Annotated in this window: 11 protein-coding genes; 10 read left to right on the top strand and 1 reads right to left on the bottom strand. The window is 62.3% G+C overall.

Annotated elements, in window-relative coordinates:
* Positions 1–99 precede the first annotated feature (99 nt).
* The 6 genes from P3C29_RS08700 to P3C29_RS08725 all read left to right on the top strand — a co-directional run bounded on the left by P3C29_RS08700 (position 100) and on the right by P3C29_RS08725 (position 9,709).
* On the top strand, positions 100–1,542 hold the full coding sequence (locus P3C29_RS08700) for an outer membrane protein transport protein (protein WP_201123454.1): 1,443 nt from the start codon (positions 100–102) through the stop codon (positions 1,540–1,542).
* A gap of 262 nt (positions 1,543–1,804) precedes the next feature.
* Positions 1,805–4,342, top strand: a complete 2,538-nt coding sequence (locus tag P3C29_RS08705; RefSeq protein WP_275964314.1) for an acyl-CoA dehydrogenase — start codon at positions 1,805–1,807, stop codon at positions 4,340–4,342.
* A gap of 99 nt (positions 4,343–4,441) precedes the next feature.
* Positions 4,442–5,785: a 3-oxoacyl-ACP reductase gene (locus P3C29_RS08710; RefSeq protein WP_275964315.1), complete on the top strand. Its 1,344-nt coding sequence runs from the start codon at positions 4,442–4,444 to the stop codon at positions 5,783–5,785.
* A gap of 3 nt (positions 5,786–5,788) precedes the next feature.
* Positions 5,789–6,676 (top strand): MaoC/PaaZ C-terminal domain-containing protein, encoded by an 888-nt coding sequence (locus P3C29_RS08715; protein WP_275964316.1) that lies wholly within the window; start codon positions 5,789–5,791, stop codon positions 6,674–6,676.
* A complete protein-coding gene (locus P3C29_RS08720; RefSeq protein ID WP_275964317.1) occupies positions 6,676–7,974 on the top strand; it encodes an acetyl-CoA C-acetyltransferase in 1,299 nt (432 codons plus the stop codon). Before P3C29_RS08715 ends, P3C29_RS08720 begins: the two co-directional genes overlap by 1 nt.
* Before the next feature lie 31 nt (positions 7,975–8,005).
* Positions 8,006–9,709, top strand: a complete 1,704-nt coding sequence (locus P3C29_RS08725) for an AMP-binding protein (protein WP_169388092.1) — start codon at positions 8,006–8,008, stop codon at positions 9,707–9,709.
* A gap of 141 nt (positions 9,710–9,850) precedes the next feature.
* Here P3C29_RS08725 and P3C29_RS08730 read toward each other — a convergent pair whose 3' ends face one another.
* Positions 9,851–10,747, bottom strand: a complete 897-nt coding sequence (locus tag P3C29_RS08730; RefSeq protein WP_010173178.1) for a MurR/RpiR family transcriptional regulator — start codon at positions 10,745–10,747, stop codon at positions 9,851–9,853.
* Positions 10,748–11,050: 303 nt separating this feature from the next.
* Between P3C29_RS08730 and iolC the strand changes: the two genes are divergently transcribed.
* The 4 genes from iolC (at position 11,051) to P3C29_RS08750 (ending at position 16,366) form a co-directional block, all read left to right on the top strand.
* Positions 11,051–12,988, top strand: a complete 1,938-nt coding sequence (gene iolC, locus P3C29_RS08735) for a 5-dehydro-2-deoxygluconokinase (protein ID WP_275964318.1) — start codon at positions 11,051–11,053, stop codon at positions 12,986–12,988.
* A 165-nt stretch (positions 12,989–13,153) separates the two neighbouring features.
* The gene (gene iolE / locus P3C29_RS08740) at positions 13,154–14,047 is read left to right on the top strand and encodes a myo-inosose-2 dehydratase (protein ID WP_169388094.1); all 894 of its coding nucleotides are present in this window, start codon (positions 13,154–13,156) and stop codon (positions 14,045–14,047) included.
* Positions 14,044–14,838, top strand: a complete 795-nt coding sequence (gene iolB, locus P3C29_RS08745) for a 5-deoxy-glucuronate isomerase (protein ID WP_201123468.1) — start codon at positions 14,044–14,046, stop codon at positions 14,836–14,838. Before iolE ends, iolB begins: the two co-directional genes overlap by 4 nt.
* A gap of 25 nt (positions 14,839–14,863) precedes the next feature.
* Positions 14,864–16,366: a CoA-acylating methylmalonate-semialdehyde dehydrogenase gene (locus tag P3C29_RS08750; RefSeq protein WP_275964319.1), complete on the top strand. Its 1,503-nt coding sequence runs from the start codon at positions 14,864–14,866 to the stop codon at positions 16,364–16,366.
* Positions 16,367–16,368: the final 2 nt, after the last annotated feature.

The raw sequence follows: 16,368 nt of genomic DNA on the forward strand, positions 1-16,368 counted from the left end.
GTCAGATCAAAGGTTGAAATATGCCCCTGAACGGGCAAACGAAGCAGCAAGACGAGCCGGCTCGAGCAGGTTCAGTTTGATAACAATAAGGAGTGCCGCATGAATAATAAAAAACAACAGGTGCAGGCTGTATTGGGGCTCGCATTACTGGGGGGGCTGATGATTACCGCTCCGGCGCAGGCAGGTGGTTTTGCTACCCCGACCTATGGCGCGCAGGGCTGGGGCCGTGCCTTTGGTGGTGGTTCGCTGTTCAAGGATGACCCTTCAGCTGCGTATAACAACCCGGCTGCCATGGCATTTATTGATCACACCATCGTGCAGCAAACCGTCGACTATGCCCGCGTCAATATCAAGTACAAGGGCAATGCTTACGACTACAAGGGAGATCCGAGCAGTTCCAGCGTCATTGATCCCTTGACAGGTATACCTACCTCAACCCCGCGCACAGGCAACGGCGGTGAAGCAGGCTTCACCGCTTGGCTGCCTACCGGCTTCGCAGTGATTCCGCTCAATGACCGTTTTGCGCTCGGCTTGAGCGCTGTTGTCCCTCAAGGCATGAAAAGTACCTGGGACCCGGACTGGAAGGGTCGCGACTTCGCCGTCGACACCAAGATCGAAACGGTGGGTGTGACGGGCTCTCTGTCGTTCAAGGTCAACGACCAGTTCTCCATTGGTGGTGGCGCCATCGTGCAGCACAGTAGTGGCTTCGTCAGCCAGAACGTCGACCTGCTGGCAGCGGCGGCCTTGTCGCCAGGATTGGGCGGTGCACCCTTTCCTTCGGGGGTTGGGCATGCCTTGATGCGGGTCAAGGTAGATAACACCTCTGTCGGCTGGTTCGCCGGCGTGGTTTGGAAGCCAACGCTGCAGGATACTGTTGGCCTGAACTACCACGCCAAGATCAAGAACAAGCTGGAGGGCAACTACAATATCTATGCCGATGACGGCTCCAGAAGCCTGATGACCGATATCAACCCTGCTTTCGGCAAAACCCTGGTAGAGCAGGCGTACCCGGGCCTGCATCTGTACCCTGATGGCGCCAACGCCTCAACCCAGCTGGATATCCCGGCCAATGCCGCGATTGATTGGGTGCACGTGTTCAACGACCGCTTCACCCTGGGTGTCAGCGCCATGTGGACGCAATGGTCTTCGTTCAAGGACCTGACCCTGAAGTCCGACGGCAGCACCATTGTGTCGATTCCTTACAAGTACCGTGACGTCTGGATGCTGTCGGTGGGCGGTGACTACAAGCTCACCGACGACTGGACCGTGCGTGCCGGTGTCGCCAATGACCAGACTCCAACCCGTAACTCCACACGTGACCCACGTATTCCTGACGGTGACCGCTGGTTTGCTTCCCTGGGCCTGAGCTACGCCGTAAGAGCTATTCCGGGGCTGACCCTGGACGGTGCGTACTCCCGGCAGTTTGTGGAAGAGGTCAAATTGAAGACGCAGAACGTCGATCGTCTCGGCGGCGCACGCCTGGATGGCAAGGTCGACAGCAAAGGGGAGGTGGTCAGCCTATCAGCGACTTACGCGTTCTGATCGCGTGTAGTGAAGTGTATTGACTAGCCGATAAAGGAGGGCGGCAAGCGCATCTTGCTGCTCTTCCGGCATTTCTCCCGCTTTCCCTTTGATCCATCAGGCTGACTTCCTCAGCCGTTGATTTTTTCGCCCAAGCATTAAATAAAAATTTCAAAACAAAATTTGAATTTATCTTTTCAAGTTTGTAGTGTGGCTTTACGTCACAGGTCATTCCGATCTGCTTGGGCGTTGGCCGTACCCTGAATTGAGTAGAGGTATCCCCATGGTTATCTGGTTATTGGCGGGACTCGCAGCAGCGATTGCCCTGGCGTATCGACAAGCCGCCGGCACCCTCTGGCTGGGTGCCGGCCTGGTGTGGCTGGCGGTCGGTTACCTGTTCAACGTGGTCGCCGGTTTCGGCGCCAGTGTGGTGGCGGTGCTGGTGCTGTTGCCCACGCTGCTGCTGACGATCAAACCCCTGCGCCGCGCCCTGTTGACCAGCAAGGCCCTGGGCCTTTTCCGCAGCATCATGCCGGCGATGTCCGACACCGAGCGCGCCGCGATCGAATCCGGCACCGTGTGGTGGGACGCCGAGCTGTTCAGCGGCAAACCGCGCTGGGAACGCCTGCTGCAAGCTGCGCCGGCAAGCCTCAGCGCTGAAGAACAGGCGTTCCTCGACAATGAAGTCGAGACCTTGTGCGACATGTCAAACGACTGGGAAACCACCCAGATCTGGCAAGACATGTCCCCCGAAGGCTGGCAGTACACCAAGGACGCCGGTTTCCTCGGCATGATCATTCCCAAGGAATACGGCGGCAAAAGCTTCTCCCACTATGCCCATTCCCAGGTGGTGATGAAGCTCTCGACCCGTTGCTCGGCGGCGGCGATTTCGGTGATGGTCCCCAACTCCCTCGGCCCGGCCGAACTGTTGCTGCACTACGGCACCGACGCCCAGCGCAACTACTACCTGCCACGCCTGGCTCGTGGCGAAGACATCCCGTGCTTCGCCCTGACCAGCCCGTATGCCGGCTCCGATGCGGGGGCGATTCCGGACCTGGGCATCGTCTGCAAAGGCCAGCATGAAGGCGAGGAAGTGCTGGGTTTTCGCGTGACCTGGGACAAGCGCTACATCACCCTCGGCCCGATTGCCACGGTGCTCGGCTTGGCCTTCCGCGCCGAAGACCCGGACGGTTTGCTCGGCCAGCCTGGCTCCCTGGGCATCACCTGTGCGTTGATCCCCACGTCCCATCCGGGGGTAAACAGCGGCCGGCGTCACTGGCCACTCAACGCCGTGTTCCAGAACGGCCCGACCACCGGCAAGGACGTGTTTATCCCGCTGGAATGGGTGATTGGTGGCCGCAAGCAAGTCGGCAACGGCTGGCGCATGCTGATGGAATGCCTGGCAGCCGGCCGGGCGATTTCCCTGCCATCGGCCAACGTCGGCCTGGGCAAGGTGGCCGTGCGCGGCACTACGGCGTATGCGGCAATGCGCAAGCAGTTCGGCCTGCCGATCGGCAAGTTCGAAGGCGTGCAGGCGCCCCTGGCGCGCATGGCCGGGCATCTGTATGCCTGCGACGCAGTGCGCAAGGTCTCGGTGGCTTCACTGGATGCCGGTGAAAAACCGTCGGTGATTTCGGCCATTGCCAAATATCACGTCACCGAGCGGGCACGCATCATCGTCAACGACGGTATGGACATTGTGGCCGGCAAGGGCATCTGCATGGGGCCCAACAATTTCCTCGCCCGGGCCTACCAGCAAAGCCCCATCGCGATCACGGTGGAGGGTGCGAACATCATGACCCGCTGCCTGATCATCTACGGCCAGGGCCTGATCCGTTGCCATCCCTATGTGTTCCGCGAGATGGAAGCGGCGCGCAACACGGACCGGCGCAAGGCCCTGGTGGACTTCGACAGCGCGATGTTCGGTCACCTGAGCTTTGTGCTGGCCAATACCGTACGTGCAGCGGTGCATTCGCTGACGGGCGGACGGCTGATTTCCGTGCCGGGCAAGACCGACCCGGCGCTGGCGTCCTACTACCGCCAGGCCAATCGGCTGTCGGTGGTGCTGGCCCTGATCTCGGACATTTCCATGGGCGTGCTGGGCGGTGCCCTCAAGCGCAAGGAAAGTATCACCGGGCGGTTGGGGGACATTCTGTCCCAGCTGTACATCCTGTCCTGCGTGCTCAAGCGTTTTGAGGATGATGGCCGGCCCCAGGCCGATTTGCCGCTGGTGCACTGGGCGGCGCAGGACGCGTTGTTGCGCGCTCATGAAGCCCTGGCTGAAGTGCTCGATAACTACCCGTCGAAAGCCGCCTCGGCCGTGGTGCGTGGCCTGACGTTCCCGTTCGGTATCCCGCAGCGCAAACCATCGGATCGCCTGCTGGCCCAAGTGGCGGAACTGGTGCAGATCCCGGGCGAGACTCGCGACCGATTGCTGGGCAACTCCTATATCCCGCGGCCGGAAATCGACAAGCTCGCCTATGGTGAATTGGCTTTGCGCCTGCTGCCGCAGGTGGAGCTGATCGAGGCGCGGCTCAAGGGCGCGATCAAGCAAGGCCTGATCGAACCGATGCCGATTTCCGGCGCGGCGTTTACTCCGTGGCGGGTCAAGGCGCGGGCGCTGGACCTGATCAGCGAGGACGACGACAGCTTGCTGGCGCGCTACGTGGAATACGGCGATCACGCGATTCAGGTGGACGACTTCCCACAGGACTTCGGTTTGCTGGAAGCCTTGCAACAGCGCCAGCAGGCGCTGGAACAGGCCGCCAAACCGAGCGCAAGACGCCGCGCCAGCCAAGGCGAAAACGCGCCGGTCAACTGACTGGAACTGGAGGAACACGGTCAATGTGGGAGCAGGCAAGCCAGCTCCCACAGGGGGTCGGGTTTCCATGGCAACACCGTGTTGTGAGTGAGTTTACCCATGAGTGACAGCTACCTTTCTTTCGTCAATTCCCCTTGGGGAGCCTGGCTGGCCCGCACTGCCGGGTTGCCCCAACCCCTGGCACTGCAACGCCACCGAAGCGGCCAACAAGGCCTGGCCAACCCGGTAATCGTCGCCGGGGCAGGGCGCCTGGGGGCGGAAATCCAGCGCATCTTCACCGCCACCGATACAGTGACCGCCACCGCTGCGACCCTCAAGGCGCCTTCCACGGTCAAGGTCCAGGGCGCGGTGTTCGACGCCAGCGACGTCGCCGACCTCAAGCAACTGGACGAGCTCTACGAGTTCTTCCACATCAATGCCAAGCGTCTGGGGCAACACGCCCGGGTGGTGGTGCTCGGCACCGCGCCGGAGTTGTGCAAGGACCTGCCCCAGGCCATCGCCCAGCGCGCCCTTGAAGGTTTGGTGCGCTCACTGGCCAAGGAACTGCGCCGGGCGATCACGGTGCAGTTGATCTACGTCGCACCGGGTGCCGAAGGCGCGCTGGAGAGCAGCCTGCGGTTCTTCCTGTCGCGGCGCTCGGCCTATGTCTCGGGGCAGGTGGTGCGCCTGGAAAACCCGGTGGACACCCAAGCCGAGATCAACTGGGACAACCCCCTCAGCGGTCGCCGCGCCCTGGTCACCGGCGCTTCCCGTGGCATCGGGCTGGCGATCGCTCAGGTGCTGGCCCGCGACGGTGCGCAAGTGGTCTGCGTGGATGTGCCCCAGGCCCAGAACTCGTTGCAACAAGCCGCCAGCAGTGTCGGCGGCACTGCACTGGCCCTGGACATCACCGCCACTGATGCCGCGCAACAGTTGCAAGCCCATATCAGTCAACACGGTGCCTTCGATGTGGTGGTGCACAACGCCGGGATCACCCGCGACAAAACCATCGCCAAGATGACCGAAGCCGCATGGCGCAGCGTACTGGCGGTGAATCTGGAAGCGCCGTTGCACCTGAGCACCGCGTTGCTGGAAAACCAGGGCCTGAAGCCGGGTGGGCGGATTGTGTGTGTCTCGTCGATTTCCGGCATCGCCGGCAACCTCGGCCAAAGCAATTACGCCACCTCCAAGGCCGGGGTAATCGGCCTGGTACAAGGCCTGGCACCGCAGGCGGCGGCGCAGCAGGTGACGGTGAATGCGGTGGCACCGGGCTTTATCGAAACCCAGATGACCGCAAAGATCCCGCTGATGATTCGCGAAGCGGGGCGACGGATGAATTCCATGTCCCAGGGCGGGCAGCCCGTGGACGTGGCGGAAACCATCGCCTGGCTGGCCCATCCGGCGTCCGGCGGGGTCAATGGCCAGGTGGTGCGGGTCTGTGGCCAAAGCCTGTTGGGAGCCTGACACATGGACTATGTGATGCAGATTATTGACCCGCCGCTCTCACGTAGGCGGCTGTTGCTGGATGGCGTGTTGGGCCTGCGCAAACCCAAGCCAGAAGGCGCACCCACGTTGCCCAAAGAACGTCTGGTGCGTTTGGCCGTGGAGCTGTCTGCCCAAGGTATCGCCGCCTACGGCCGGGCCTGTGGTTTTCGCCGTGAGCAAGGCGTACCACTGTCTTATCCTCATGTGCTGGCGTTCCCCTTGCACCTGATGTTGCTGACGCGCCCGAGTTTCCCGTACCCGGCCAGCGGCATGGTGCATTTGGCCAATCGCATCCGTCAGCATCGACGCCTGGAGGAGGGCCAGGCCCTGCGCCTGGAGGTGTATTGCGAGCGCTGGGTGGCCCATCCCAAGGGCCAGGCCCTGAGCATCGCCACCCGGGCCTACAGCGCCGGCACCCTGGTGTGGGAGAGCGACAGCCTGTACCTGCGCCGTGACGTAAACGCCCCGGTCGGCGAGCCCTGGAGCGACGTGCTGCCGTTGCAGGAAGACGGTTTGCTGCGTACCCAGCGCTGGGTGCTGCCGGCGGATCTGGGGCGGCGTTTCGCCAAGGTCTCGGGGGATTTCAACCCGATTCACACCTCGATGATTGGCGCCAGATTGTTCGGTTTTCGCCGGGCCATCGCCCACGGCATGTGGACCCTTGGCCGCGCCCTGGCGGCCCAGCAACCGCCCGGCGGACTCGACCAGGCCGAAGCCCATTGCGACTTCAAGCTGCCGATCTTCCTGCCCGGCCAGGTCGCCCTGTGGAACGCCCCGCCAACCGGCCCGCGCCGTGAGTTTGAAGTGCGCAATGTCACCGGTGACAAACCCCATATGCGTGGGCTGTTTATCTGGAAAGAGAGCCATTGATGAGTGACTACAGTTTTAGCCCGGCACCGACCCGCCGCGTGGCGATTATCGGCGGCAACCGCATTCCGTTCGCCCGCTCCAACACCGTGTACGCCCATGACAGTAATCAGGATTTGCTGGTCGCTGCCTTGCAAGGTTTAGTGGACCGCTACAATCTCCACGGCCTGCGCCTGGGGGAGTTTGCCGCCGGTGCGGTGATCAAGCATTCCCGGGATTTCAACCTGGCCCGGGAAAGCCTGCTGTCCACCACGCTGTCGCCCGAAACCCCGGCCTACGACCTGCAACAAGCCTGCGGCACCGGCCTTGAAGCGGCGCTGCTGGTGGCGAATAAAATCGCCCTCGGGCAAATTGAAGTGGGCATTGCCGGTGGCGCCGACACCACGTCCGACGCGCCCATTGGCATTAACGAATCCCTGCGTCGAACCTTGCTGTCAGCCAACCGCGCCAAGGGCACCGGCGCAAAGTTAAAAGCCTTGATGGGCGTGCGCCCGTCGATGTTTTTCAAGCCGCTGCTGCCGCGCAATGGTGAGCCGCGCACCGGCTTGTCCATGGGCGAACACTGCGAAGAAATGGCCAAGCGTTGGCAGATCAAGCGCCTGGCCCAGGACGAACTCACCCTCACCAGCCACCAGCGGCTGGACGCGGCGTACAAGCGGGGATTCTTCGACGATTTGATCAGCCCGTATCGTGGCCTGGCCCGCGACAACAACCTGCGGCCCGACGCCAGCCTGGAGAAACTCGCCGGCCTGTCGCCGGCCTACGATCGCCAGAACGGCACGCTCACCGCCGGCAACTCCACGCCCCTGACCGATGGCGCTTCAGTGGTGCTGCTGGCCAGCGAAGCGTGGGCCGCCGAACGTGGCCTGCCCGTATTGGCCTATTTAAGAACCGGCGAAACCGCGGCGGTAAATTTCGTCGACGGCACCGAAGGCCTGCTGATGGCCCCGGCCTACGCCGTGCCGCGCATGCTTCAGCGCGAAGGCCTGACGTTCGCCGACTTCGATCTGTTCGAAATCCATGAAGCCTTCGCCGCCCAGGTGCTGTGCACCCTCAAGGCCTGGGAAGACCCGGCTTACTGCAGCGACCGCCTGGGCCTCGATGCGCCGCTGGGCAGCATCGACCGCGCCAAAATGAACGTCAACGGTGGTTCCCTCGGCTGCGGTCACCCGTTCGCCGCCACCGGTGGCCGGCAACTGGCGGCGCTGGCCAAGGCCATCCACCAGCGGGGCGGCGGGCGTGGCTTGATTTCGATTTGCGCGGCCGGTGGGCTGGGCATTACCGCTATCGTCGAAAAGTAGTTCCCGCCATAAAAACAACAAGGAGACTGCCATGAACGCTGTAAGCCTGGAACAGACCGAACGCCTCTGGTTGAACGCTTACCTGCCCGGCGTGCCGGCCGACATCGACGCCGGCATCGAGGATTACCCGTCGTTGCGCGAGGTGTTCCTGGAGCACCTGCACAAGTTCCGCGACCGCGTGGCCTACGTCAGCATCGGCACCGAAATGACCTACGCCGACTGGGAGATTCAGGGCATTGCCTTTGCCGCCTGGCTGCAAGCCCAGGGCGTGAAGAAGGGCGACCGGGTGGCGTTGATGATGCCCAACTGCTTGCAGTACCCGATCTGCCTGCTGGGCACGATCCTGGCGGGCGCGGTGGTGGTCAACGTCAACCCGTTGTACACCGCCCGGGAGCTGCAGCATTTGCTCAAGGACAGCGGAGCGGAGACCCTCGTGATCTTCGAAAACTTCGCCCACACCCTGGAGAAGGTGGTTGCTGCCAGTACCGTCAAACGCGTGGTGATTGCGGCCATCGGCGACTTGCTCGGCACCTTCAAGGGCGCGGCGATGAACTTCATCCTGCGCAGCGTGCAGAAGCAGGTGCCGCGTTTCAATTTGCCGGGGGCCGTGCGTTTCAACCAGGTGTTGAAACAGGGACGTGGGCAAACCCATCTGGCCGTGCCGATGAACCGCGAAGACCTGGCCTTCCTGCAATACACCGGCGGCACCACCGGCGATGCCAAAGGCGTGATGCTCAGCCATCGCAATATCATTGCCAACCTGTTGCAGGCCAAGGCGTGGGTCGGTGATCAACTGGATCAGAACCAGCAGGAAACCAACGTCACCTTGCTGCCGCTGTACCACATCTTTTCCCTGACGGTGAACTGCCTGATGTTCATGTGCCTGGGCGGGCGCAACATCCTGATCGCCAACCCGCGGGACGTGAAACGGGTGCAGATGATCCTGCGCAAGGAGCGTTTCAACGGGATTGCCGGGGTGAATACGCTGTTCAACGGCTTGCTGGAAAACAAGGAGTTCTGCGCCCGGGATTTCTCCGACCTGCGCATGGTGATCGCCGGCGGCATGGCCACCCACACCGCCGTGGCCAAGCGCTGGAAGGAGGTCACCGGCTTGCCGATCATTGAAGGCTACGGCCTCACCGAGTGCTCGCCGGTAGTCAGCATCAGCCCCATCGACATCTCACGCATGCGCGAAATGGAATTCACCGGCAGCATCGGCGTGCCGCTGCCGTCGACCTGGGTGCGGTTTATTCGCGAGGACGGAGAGCTGGCGGAGCTGGGCGAGCAGGGCGAACTGCAAGTGCGCGGGCCGCAGGTGATGCAGGGTTACTGGAAACGCCCGGCGGAAACGGCCGAGGTGCTGGATGCCGAAGGCTGGCTGTCGACCGGGGATATCGGGGTGATGAATGAGCAGGGCTTCATTCGCCTGGTGGACCGCAAGAAGGACATGATCCTGGTGTCGGGGTTCAACGTGTACCCCAACGAGATCGAAGACGTGGTGGCGCTGCACCCCGGCGTGGCGGAAGTGGCGGCGATTGGGGTGGAGGATGGCGTGACCGGCGAGCGGGTGAAAATCATCGTGGTGCGCAAGGACCCGGGTCTGACCCAGGAGCAGATTCTGGCGCATTGCCGGGAATACCTGACGGGATACAAAGTGCCGCGGTTTGTGGAGTTTCGTACCGAGGAGTTGCCCAAGACGACGGTGGGCAAGGTGTTGCGCCGGGCACTGCGCTAACCCCGAGTGAACGCGGTCAAAAATGTGGGAGCTGGCTTGCCTGCGATGGCGGTGGATCAGTACCAGATGAGCTAGCTGACACACCGCCATCGCAGGCAAGCCAGCTCCCACATTGGATATCTGATGGCTGAAAGTTATTAGTCAGTCGTCGAAACCCACCTGTTCATGAATCTCATCAACCTTCAACTCCAGCCGATACGCCACGGCAATAAACAACGCCTGGCACAGGCACAGCGTCGCACTCAGTGACCTGAACGCAAACGACGAGCCTTCATTCACCAGCAACACCGTGCTCGCCCGCTTGGCCAGGGGCGACAGGTTGCTGTCGGTAATGATCAACGTCTTGGCCTGATGATGCTGGGCAATCCGCAGGCAGTGCTGGGTTTCCTTGCCGTACGGCGTGAAGCTGATGGCGATCACCAAATCATTCGCCCGCACACTGCGCATCTGCTCGCGGTAGCTGCCGCCCAACCCCGAGACCAGGTGAATGCGCTTGTTGGTGTGCTGCAGGTTGTACACCAGGTAATCCGCCACGGCGAACGAGCGGCGCACGCCCACCACGTAGATATTGTCGGCATTCACCACCAAGTCCACGGCCTTGTCGAAGGCTACGTCGTCCAGCTCCAGCCCCAGGCGCTCGATCCCGGACAGCGTGGCATTCACGCACTCACGCGCCAGGTCGCCGCCGCTGGCTTTCTGCGACTTGTTGGCGATCATGCTGCGGATGCGCTGCTGGTAGTTCTGCACCGGCGTGGTCTTGTGGGTGTAGGCCTCGCGGAACAACGCCTGCATCTCACTGAAACCACTGAAACCGAAACGCTGGGAAAACCGCACGATGGCCGACGGGTGCACTTCGCATTCACGGGCGATGTCGCTGATGCGGTCGACCATGATCCGGTCGCTCTGCTGGCTCATGTAGCTGGCGATGCGCTTGAGCTGGCGCGGCAGGCTCTCGTATTCGTCGGTGATCAGCTGCAACAGCCGCTCGGCGTTGATCGGCGGGCTGGCGAGTGCGTCTTCCGGGGCGCTCTGGGACATAGGGAATCCTTCTGGCTTGTTCTTATAGGGCGCGGTGAGCCGCCCCTGACAATAAGTCGATGTGCGCAAGTCTACAGGGTAGGCGCAAAAAAATACCTCGGCATCCCGCCACCCGGTGCGGCTGAAACGATGCACCGTGGCTGGAACACACCGATGATGGCGTATTGGAAAATATATTCCACAAAAAATATTTATAGAATAAATATTGATTGGCGCCCCCAGACGTTCTAGTCTGCTTGCACCAAGAGCGTATGCCGCCACCACGACGGCAGACGCAGGCTGATAAAAATAACAGGAGCCAGCATGGGCCAGACTCGTTTTGCCAGTGGGCGTCAATTGGATCTGATTTGCCTGGGACGCCTGGGCGTCGACCTTTACGCACAACAAGTGGGTGCACGGCTGGAGGATGTCTCAAGCTTCGCCAAGTACCTCGGCGGTTCTTCCGCCAACATCGCGTTCGGCACCGCGCGGCTGGGGCTCAAGTCGGCGATGTTGAGCCGGGTGGGTGACGACCATATGGGGCGTTTCCTGCTGGAGTCCCTGGCCCGCGAAGGCTGCGACGTCAGCGGCATCAAGGTCGACCCGGAACGCCTCACCGCCATGGTGCTGCTGGGCCTCAAGGACCGTGAGACCTTCCCGCTGGTGTTCTACCGCGAGAATTGCGCCGACATGGCCCTGCGCGCCGAAGACATCAGCGAAGCGTTCATTGCTTCCAGCAAGGCGCTGCTGATCACCGGCACTCACTTCTCCACCGACGGCGTGTACAAGGCCAGCATCCAGGCGCTGGACTATGCCGAGAAGCACAACGTCAAGCGCGTGCTCGACATCGACTACCGCCCGGTGCTCTGGGGCCTGGCCGGCAAGGCCGACGGTGAAACCCGGTTTGTGGCCAACCAGAATGTCAGCCAGCACGTGCAAAAAATCCTCCCGCGGTTTGACCTGATCGTCGGCACCGAAGAAGAATTCCTGATTGCCGGCGGCAGCGAAGACTTGCTGACGGCTTTGCGTACCGTGCGCGGCCTGACCTCGGCCACCCTGGTGGTCAAGCTCGGCCCGCAAGGCTGCACGGTAATCCACGGCGACATCCCGGCCCGCCTCGAAGACGGCGCGATCTACCCCGGCGTGCGGGTGGAAGTCCTCAACGTATTGGGCGCCGGTGACGCGTTCATGTCCGGCTTCCTCAGCGGCTGGCTTGATGACGCCAGCGACGAGCGCTGCTGCCAGTTGGCCAATGCCTGTGGCGGCCTGGTGGTGTCCCGCCATGCCTGCGCCCCGGCCATGCCGACCCGTGCCGAACTCGATTACCTGTTCAACAGCCCGGTGCCGATTACCCGCCCGGACCAGGACGCGGTGCTGCAACGCCTGCACCAGGTCAGCGTGCCGCGCAAAGTCTGGAAGCAGCTCTTTGTGTTTGCCTTCGACCATCGCTGGCAATTAGTGGAACTGGCACAAAAGGGCGGCCAGGACCCGGCGCGCATCAGCGCCCTCAAGCAGCTGTTTATCCAGGCTGTGGAACGGGTTGAAAACAAACTGGCGGAGCAGGGCGTCGAGGCCGATGTGGGGATTCTGGCCGACCAGCGCTTCGGCCAGGACGCACTGAACGCCGCCAGCGGTCGCGGCTGGTGGATCGCCCGCCCCGTGGAAGTCCAGAACTCCCGGCCATTGGTCTTTGAGCACGGTCGCTCGGTGGGCAGCAACCTGATTGCCTGGCCTCAGGAACAGATCATCAAGTGCCTGGTGCAATTTCACCCCGACGACGAACCGCTGCTGCGCCTGGAACAGGAAGCGCAACTCAAGAGCCTGTACCAGGCGTCCCTGGTCAGCGGCCATGAGCTGTTGCTGGAAGTGGTGCCGCCCAAGGATCACCCGTCCACCTATCCCGATGTGCTCTATCGCAGCCTCAAACGCCTGTACAACCTGGGTATCTACCCGGCGTGGTGGAAGATTGAAGCGCAGTCGGCCGAAGACTGGAAGAAGCTCGACGAACTGATCCAGGAGCGTGATCCCTATTGCCGTGGCGTGGTGCTGCTGGGGCTGAACGCCTCGGCCGAATGCCTGGCCGATGGCTTCCGGCAAGCCAGCCAGAGCCAGACCTGCCGTGGTTTCGCCGTGGGCCGCACGATCTTCCAGGAGCCAAGCCGTGCCTGGCTGGCCGGGGAGATTGACGATGAGGGGTTGATTCAACAAGCCCAGGGCATCTTTGAACAATTGATCAATGCCTGGCGCAGCGCCCGAAGTTAAACACCGGTCGTTGAATTGGAATGCAATCAAATGTGGGAGCTGGCTTGCCTGCGATGGCATCACCTCGGTACACCTGTTAGACCGAGTCGCCCGCATCGCAGGCAAGCCAGCTCCCACATAAAGCAGATCTCAGGCAACTCTGAAAAAACAATAATAGGTGCAGCCATGCCCGCTATCCGAATTGGCATCAACCCGATCTCCTGGAGCAACGACGACCTGCCGGCCCTGGGCGGCGAAACGCCGTTGAGCACAGCCCTCAGTGAAGGCAAGGACATCGGCTACGAAGGCTTCGAACTCAACGGCAAGTTCCCCAAGGACGCCAAAGGCGTAGGCGATGTACTGCGCCCGTATGACCTGGCGCTGGTCTCCGGCTGGTACTCCAGCCGCCTGGCCCGGCGCTCGGTGGCGGAAGAGATCGAGGCCATCGCCGGTCACCTCGAACTGCTGCGCGAGAACGGCGCCAGCGTGCTGGTGTACGGCGAAGTCGCCGACTCGATCCAGGGTTCGCCGGTGCGCCTGATGGAACGCCCGCGTTTCCACAGCGAACAGGCCTGGCAGGCATACGCCGACAAACTCACCGAGCTGGCACGCTTCACCCTGTCCCAGGGCGTGCGCCTGGCGTACCACCACCATATGGGTGCCTACGTCGAATCCCCGGAAGACATTGACCAACTGATGCGCCGCACCGGCCCGGAAGTCGGCCTGCTGTTCGATTCGGGCCACTGCTACATGGGCGGCGGCGAACCTATCGAGGTGCTGCGCAAACACATCGACCGCATCTGCCACGTGCACTTCAAGGACGTGCGCAAACCGGTGGTGCAACTGGCGCGCAACCAGATGTGGAGCTTCCCGGACTGCATCGTCAACGGCACCTTCACTGTGCCCGGCGACGGTGATATCGACTTCGCCGCGCTGCTGGACGTGCTGCTGGCCGCCGACTACCACGGCTGGCTGGTGGTGGAAGCCGAGCAGGATCCGGCAGTGGCGCCCAGCTACATCTACGCGAAGAAGGGTTACGACACCCTGCGCGCACTGTTGAGCGAGAGGACTGGACAATGAGCCTGTTGGTCAAAAGCAGCAAACGCGGGCAGACCATGGTCGCGCTGGAAGAAGGGCGCCTGGAATACGTGGGCTTCGCTGCCTACCGCCTGAGCCTGGGTGAAAGCTTGCCGGTCACCGCCGGTGATAAAGAACTGTGCCTGGTGCTGCTCAGCGGCCGGGTGACCATTCAGGGCGAAGGCTTCAACTGGGAAAACCTCGGCGATCGCCACTCGGTGTTCGAAGACAAATCCCCCTTTGCTGCCTACCTGCCACCGGGCACCGACGCCCAGGTCACCGCGCTGAGCGACGTGCAAATCGCGGTCTGCGCGGCTCCCGGTTCGACTGACGCAGGCCTTGCGCCTCGATTGATCCGCCCCGAGCAATGCAAACGCAGCGTACGCGGCAAGGGCGCCAACACCCGCTACGTGTGCGACATCCTGCCCGACAGCGAGCCCGCCCATTCGCTGCTGGTGGTGGAGGTGCGCACGCCGTCCGGTCACTCGTCGAGCTACCCGCCCCACAAGCACGACACTGACGATTTGCCGCACCAGAGCTTTCTTGAAGAAACCTATTACCACCAGATCAACCCGCCCCAGGGCTTTGTGTTCCAGCGCGTCTACACCGACGACCGCAGCATCGACCAGGCCATGGCCGTGGAAAACAGCGACCTGGTGGTGGTGCCCAAGGGGTATCACCCGGTCAGCGTGCCGTATGGCTACGAGTCCTACTACCTGAACGTGATGGCCGGCCCCAAGCGCGCCTGGCATTTCCATAACGACCCGCAGCACAGCTGGCTGCTGGATCTTTAAGCACTTTCGACGGAGAACAAGAACAATGAGCAACGCCCCGGTAATCGGCCATTACATCAACGGCCAGGTGCAGGACAGCGACAGTGAGCGTTTCAGCCCTGTGTTCAACCCAGCCACCGGCGAAGTCCAGGCCCGCGTCGGGCTGGCCAGCCAGAAGACCGTCGATGAAGCCGTGGCCTCGGCACTGAACGCCTTCCCGGCGTGGTCCGAACAATCGTCCCTGCGCCGTTCGCGGGTGCTGTTCAAATTCAAGGAATTGCTCGACCAGCACCACGATGAACTGGCCGAAATCATCAGCCGCGAGCACGGCAAGGTGTTCTCCGACGCCAAGGGCGAAGTCACCCGCGGCATCGAGATCGTCGAGTACGCCTGTGGCGCGCCCAACCTGCTGAAAACCGATTTCAGCGACAACATCGGCGGCGGCATCGACAACTGGAACCTGCGCCAGCCCCTGGGCGTGTGCGCCGGCATCACCCCGTTCAACTTTCCGGTGATGGTGCCGCTGTGGATGATCCCGCTGGCCCTGGCCACCGGTAACTGCTTCATCCTCAAACCGTCCGAGCGTGACCCGTCCGCCAGTTTGCTGATGGCCCGCCTGCTGACCGAAGCCGGGCTGCCCGTCGGTGTGTTCAACGTGGTGCAGGGCGACAAGAGCGCGGTGGACGGCCTGTTGCAGCACCCGGACATCGAAGCGATTTCATTTGTCGGTTCCACGCCGATTGCCGAGTACATCCACCAGCAGGCCACCCAGCGCGGCAAGCGTGTGCAGGCGTTGGGCGGGGCGAAGAACCATATGATCGTAATGCCCGATGCCGACCTCGACCAGGCGGCCGACGCCTTGATCGGTGCGGCCTACGGCTCTGCCGGTGAGCGTTGCATGGCGATCTCGATTGCGGTGGTTGTCGGTGATGTCGGCGACAAGCTGATCGAAAAACTGCTGCCGCGCATTGACCAGTTGAAGGTCGGCAACGGCATGCAGAAAGACAGCGAGATGGGCCCGTTGGTCACCGCCGAACACAAGGCCAAGGTCGAGGGCTTTATCGACCAGGGCGTGGCCCAGGGCGCGAAGCTGATCGTCGATGGCCGTGGCTTCAAGGTGCCGGGGGCGGAGGGTGGTTTCTTCGTCGGCGCGACCTTGTTCGATAACGTCACGACCGAGATGAGCATCTACCAGCAAGAGATCTTCGGGCCGGTGCTGGGCATCGTGCGGGTGGCGGATTTTGCCAGTGCGGTGGCCTTGATCAATGCCCACGAGTTCGGCAACGGCGTGTCGTGCTTTACCAGCGACGGCGGCATTGCCCGCGCGTTTGCCCGCACCATCAAGGTCGGCATGGTCGGCATCAACGTGCCGATTCCGGTGCCCATGGCCTGGCATTCGTTTGGTGGCTGGAAGCGCTCGCTGTTCGGCGACCACCATGCCTACGGCGAAGAAGGCATTCGTTTCTACAGCCGCTACAAAAGCGTCATGCAACGCTGGCCCGACAGCATTGCCAAGGGCCCTGAATTCAGCATGCCAACCGCCAAGTAATT

Origin of the sequence: Pseudomonas sp. 1912-s (assembly GCF_029269205.1) — a bacterium.
Lineage (GTDB): Bacteria > Pseudomonadota > Gammaproteobacteria > Pseudomonadales > Pseudomonadaceae > Aquipseudomonas.

Excerpts from the sequence above, each read along its gene's own strand:
- P3C29_RS08750 (WP_275964319.1), top strand. The coding sequence starts at position 14,864 with ATGAGCAACGCCCCGGTAATCGGCCATTACATCAACGGCCAGGTGCAG.
- P3C29_RS08705 (WP_275964314.1), top strand. The coding sequence starts at position 1,805 with ATGGTTATCTGGTTATTGGCGGGACTCGCAGCAGCGATTGCCCTGGCG.
- iolE (WP_169388094.1), top strand. The coding sequence starts at position 13,154 with ATGCCCGCTATCCGAATTGGCATCAACCCGATCTCCTGGAGCAACGAC.
- P3C29_RS08710 (WP_275964315.1), top strand. The coding sequence starts at position 4,442 with ATGAGTGACAGCTACCTTTCTTTCGTCAATTCCCCTTGGGGAGCCTGG.
- iolC (WP_275964318.1), top strand. The coding sequence starts at position 11,051 with ATGGGCCAGACTCGTTTTGCCAGTGGGCGTCAATTGGATCTGATTTGC.
- P3C29_RS08700 (WP_201123454.1), top strand. The coding sequence starts at position 100 with ATGAATAATAAAAAACAACAGGTGCAGGCTGTATTGGGGCTCGCATTA.
- P3C29_RS08725 (WP_169388092.1), top strand. The coding sequence starts at position 8,006 with ATGAACGCTGTAAGCCTGGAACAGACCGAACGCCTCTGGTTGAACGCT.
- iolB (WP_201123468.1), top strand. The coding sequence starts at position 14,044 with ATGAGCCTGTTGGTCAAAAGCAGCAAACGCGGGCAGACCATGGTCGCG.
- P3C29_RS08720 (WP_275964317.1), top strand. The coding sequence starts at position 6,676 with ATGAGTGACTACAGTTTTAGCCCGGCACCGACCCGCCGCGTGGCGATT.
- P3C29_RS08715 (WP_275964316.1), top strand. The coding sequence starts at position 5,789 with ATGGACTATGTGATGCAGATTATTGACCCGCCGCTCTCACGTAGGCGG.
- P3C29_RS08730 (WP_010173178.1), bottom strand. The coding sequence starts at position 10,747 with ATGTCCCAGAGCGCCCCGGAAGACGCACTCGCCAGCCCGCCGATCAAC.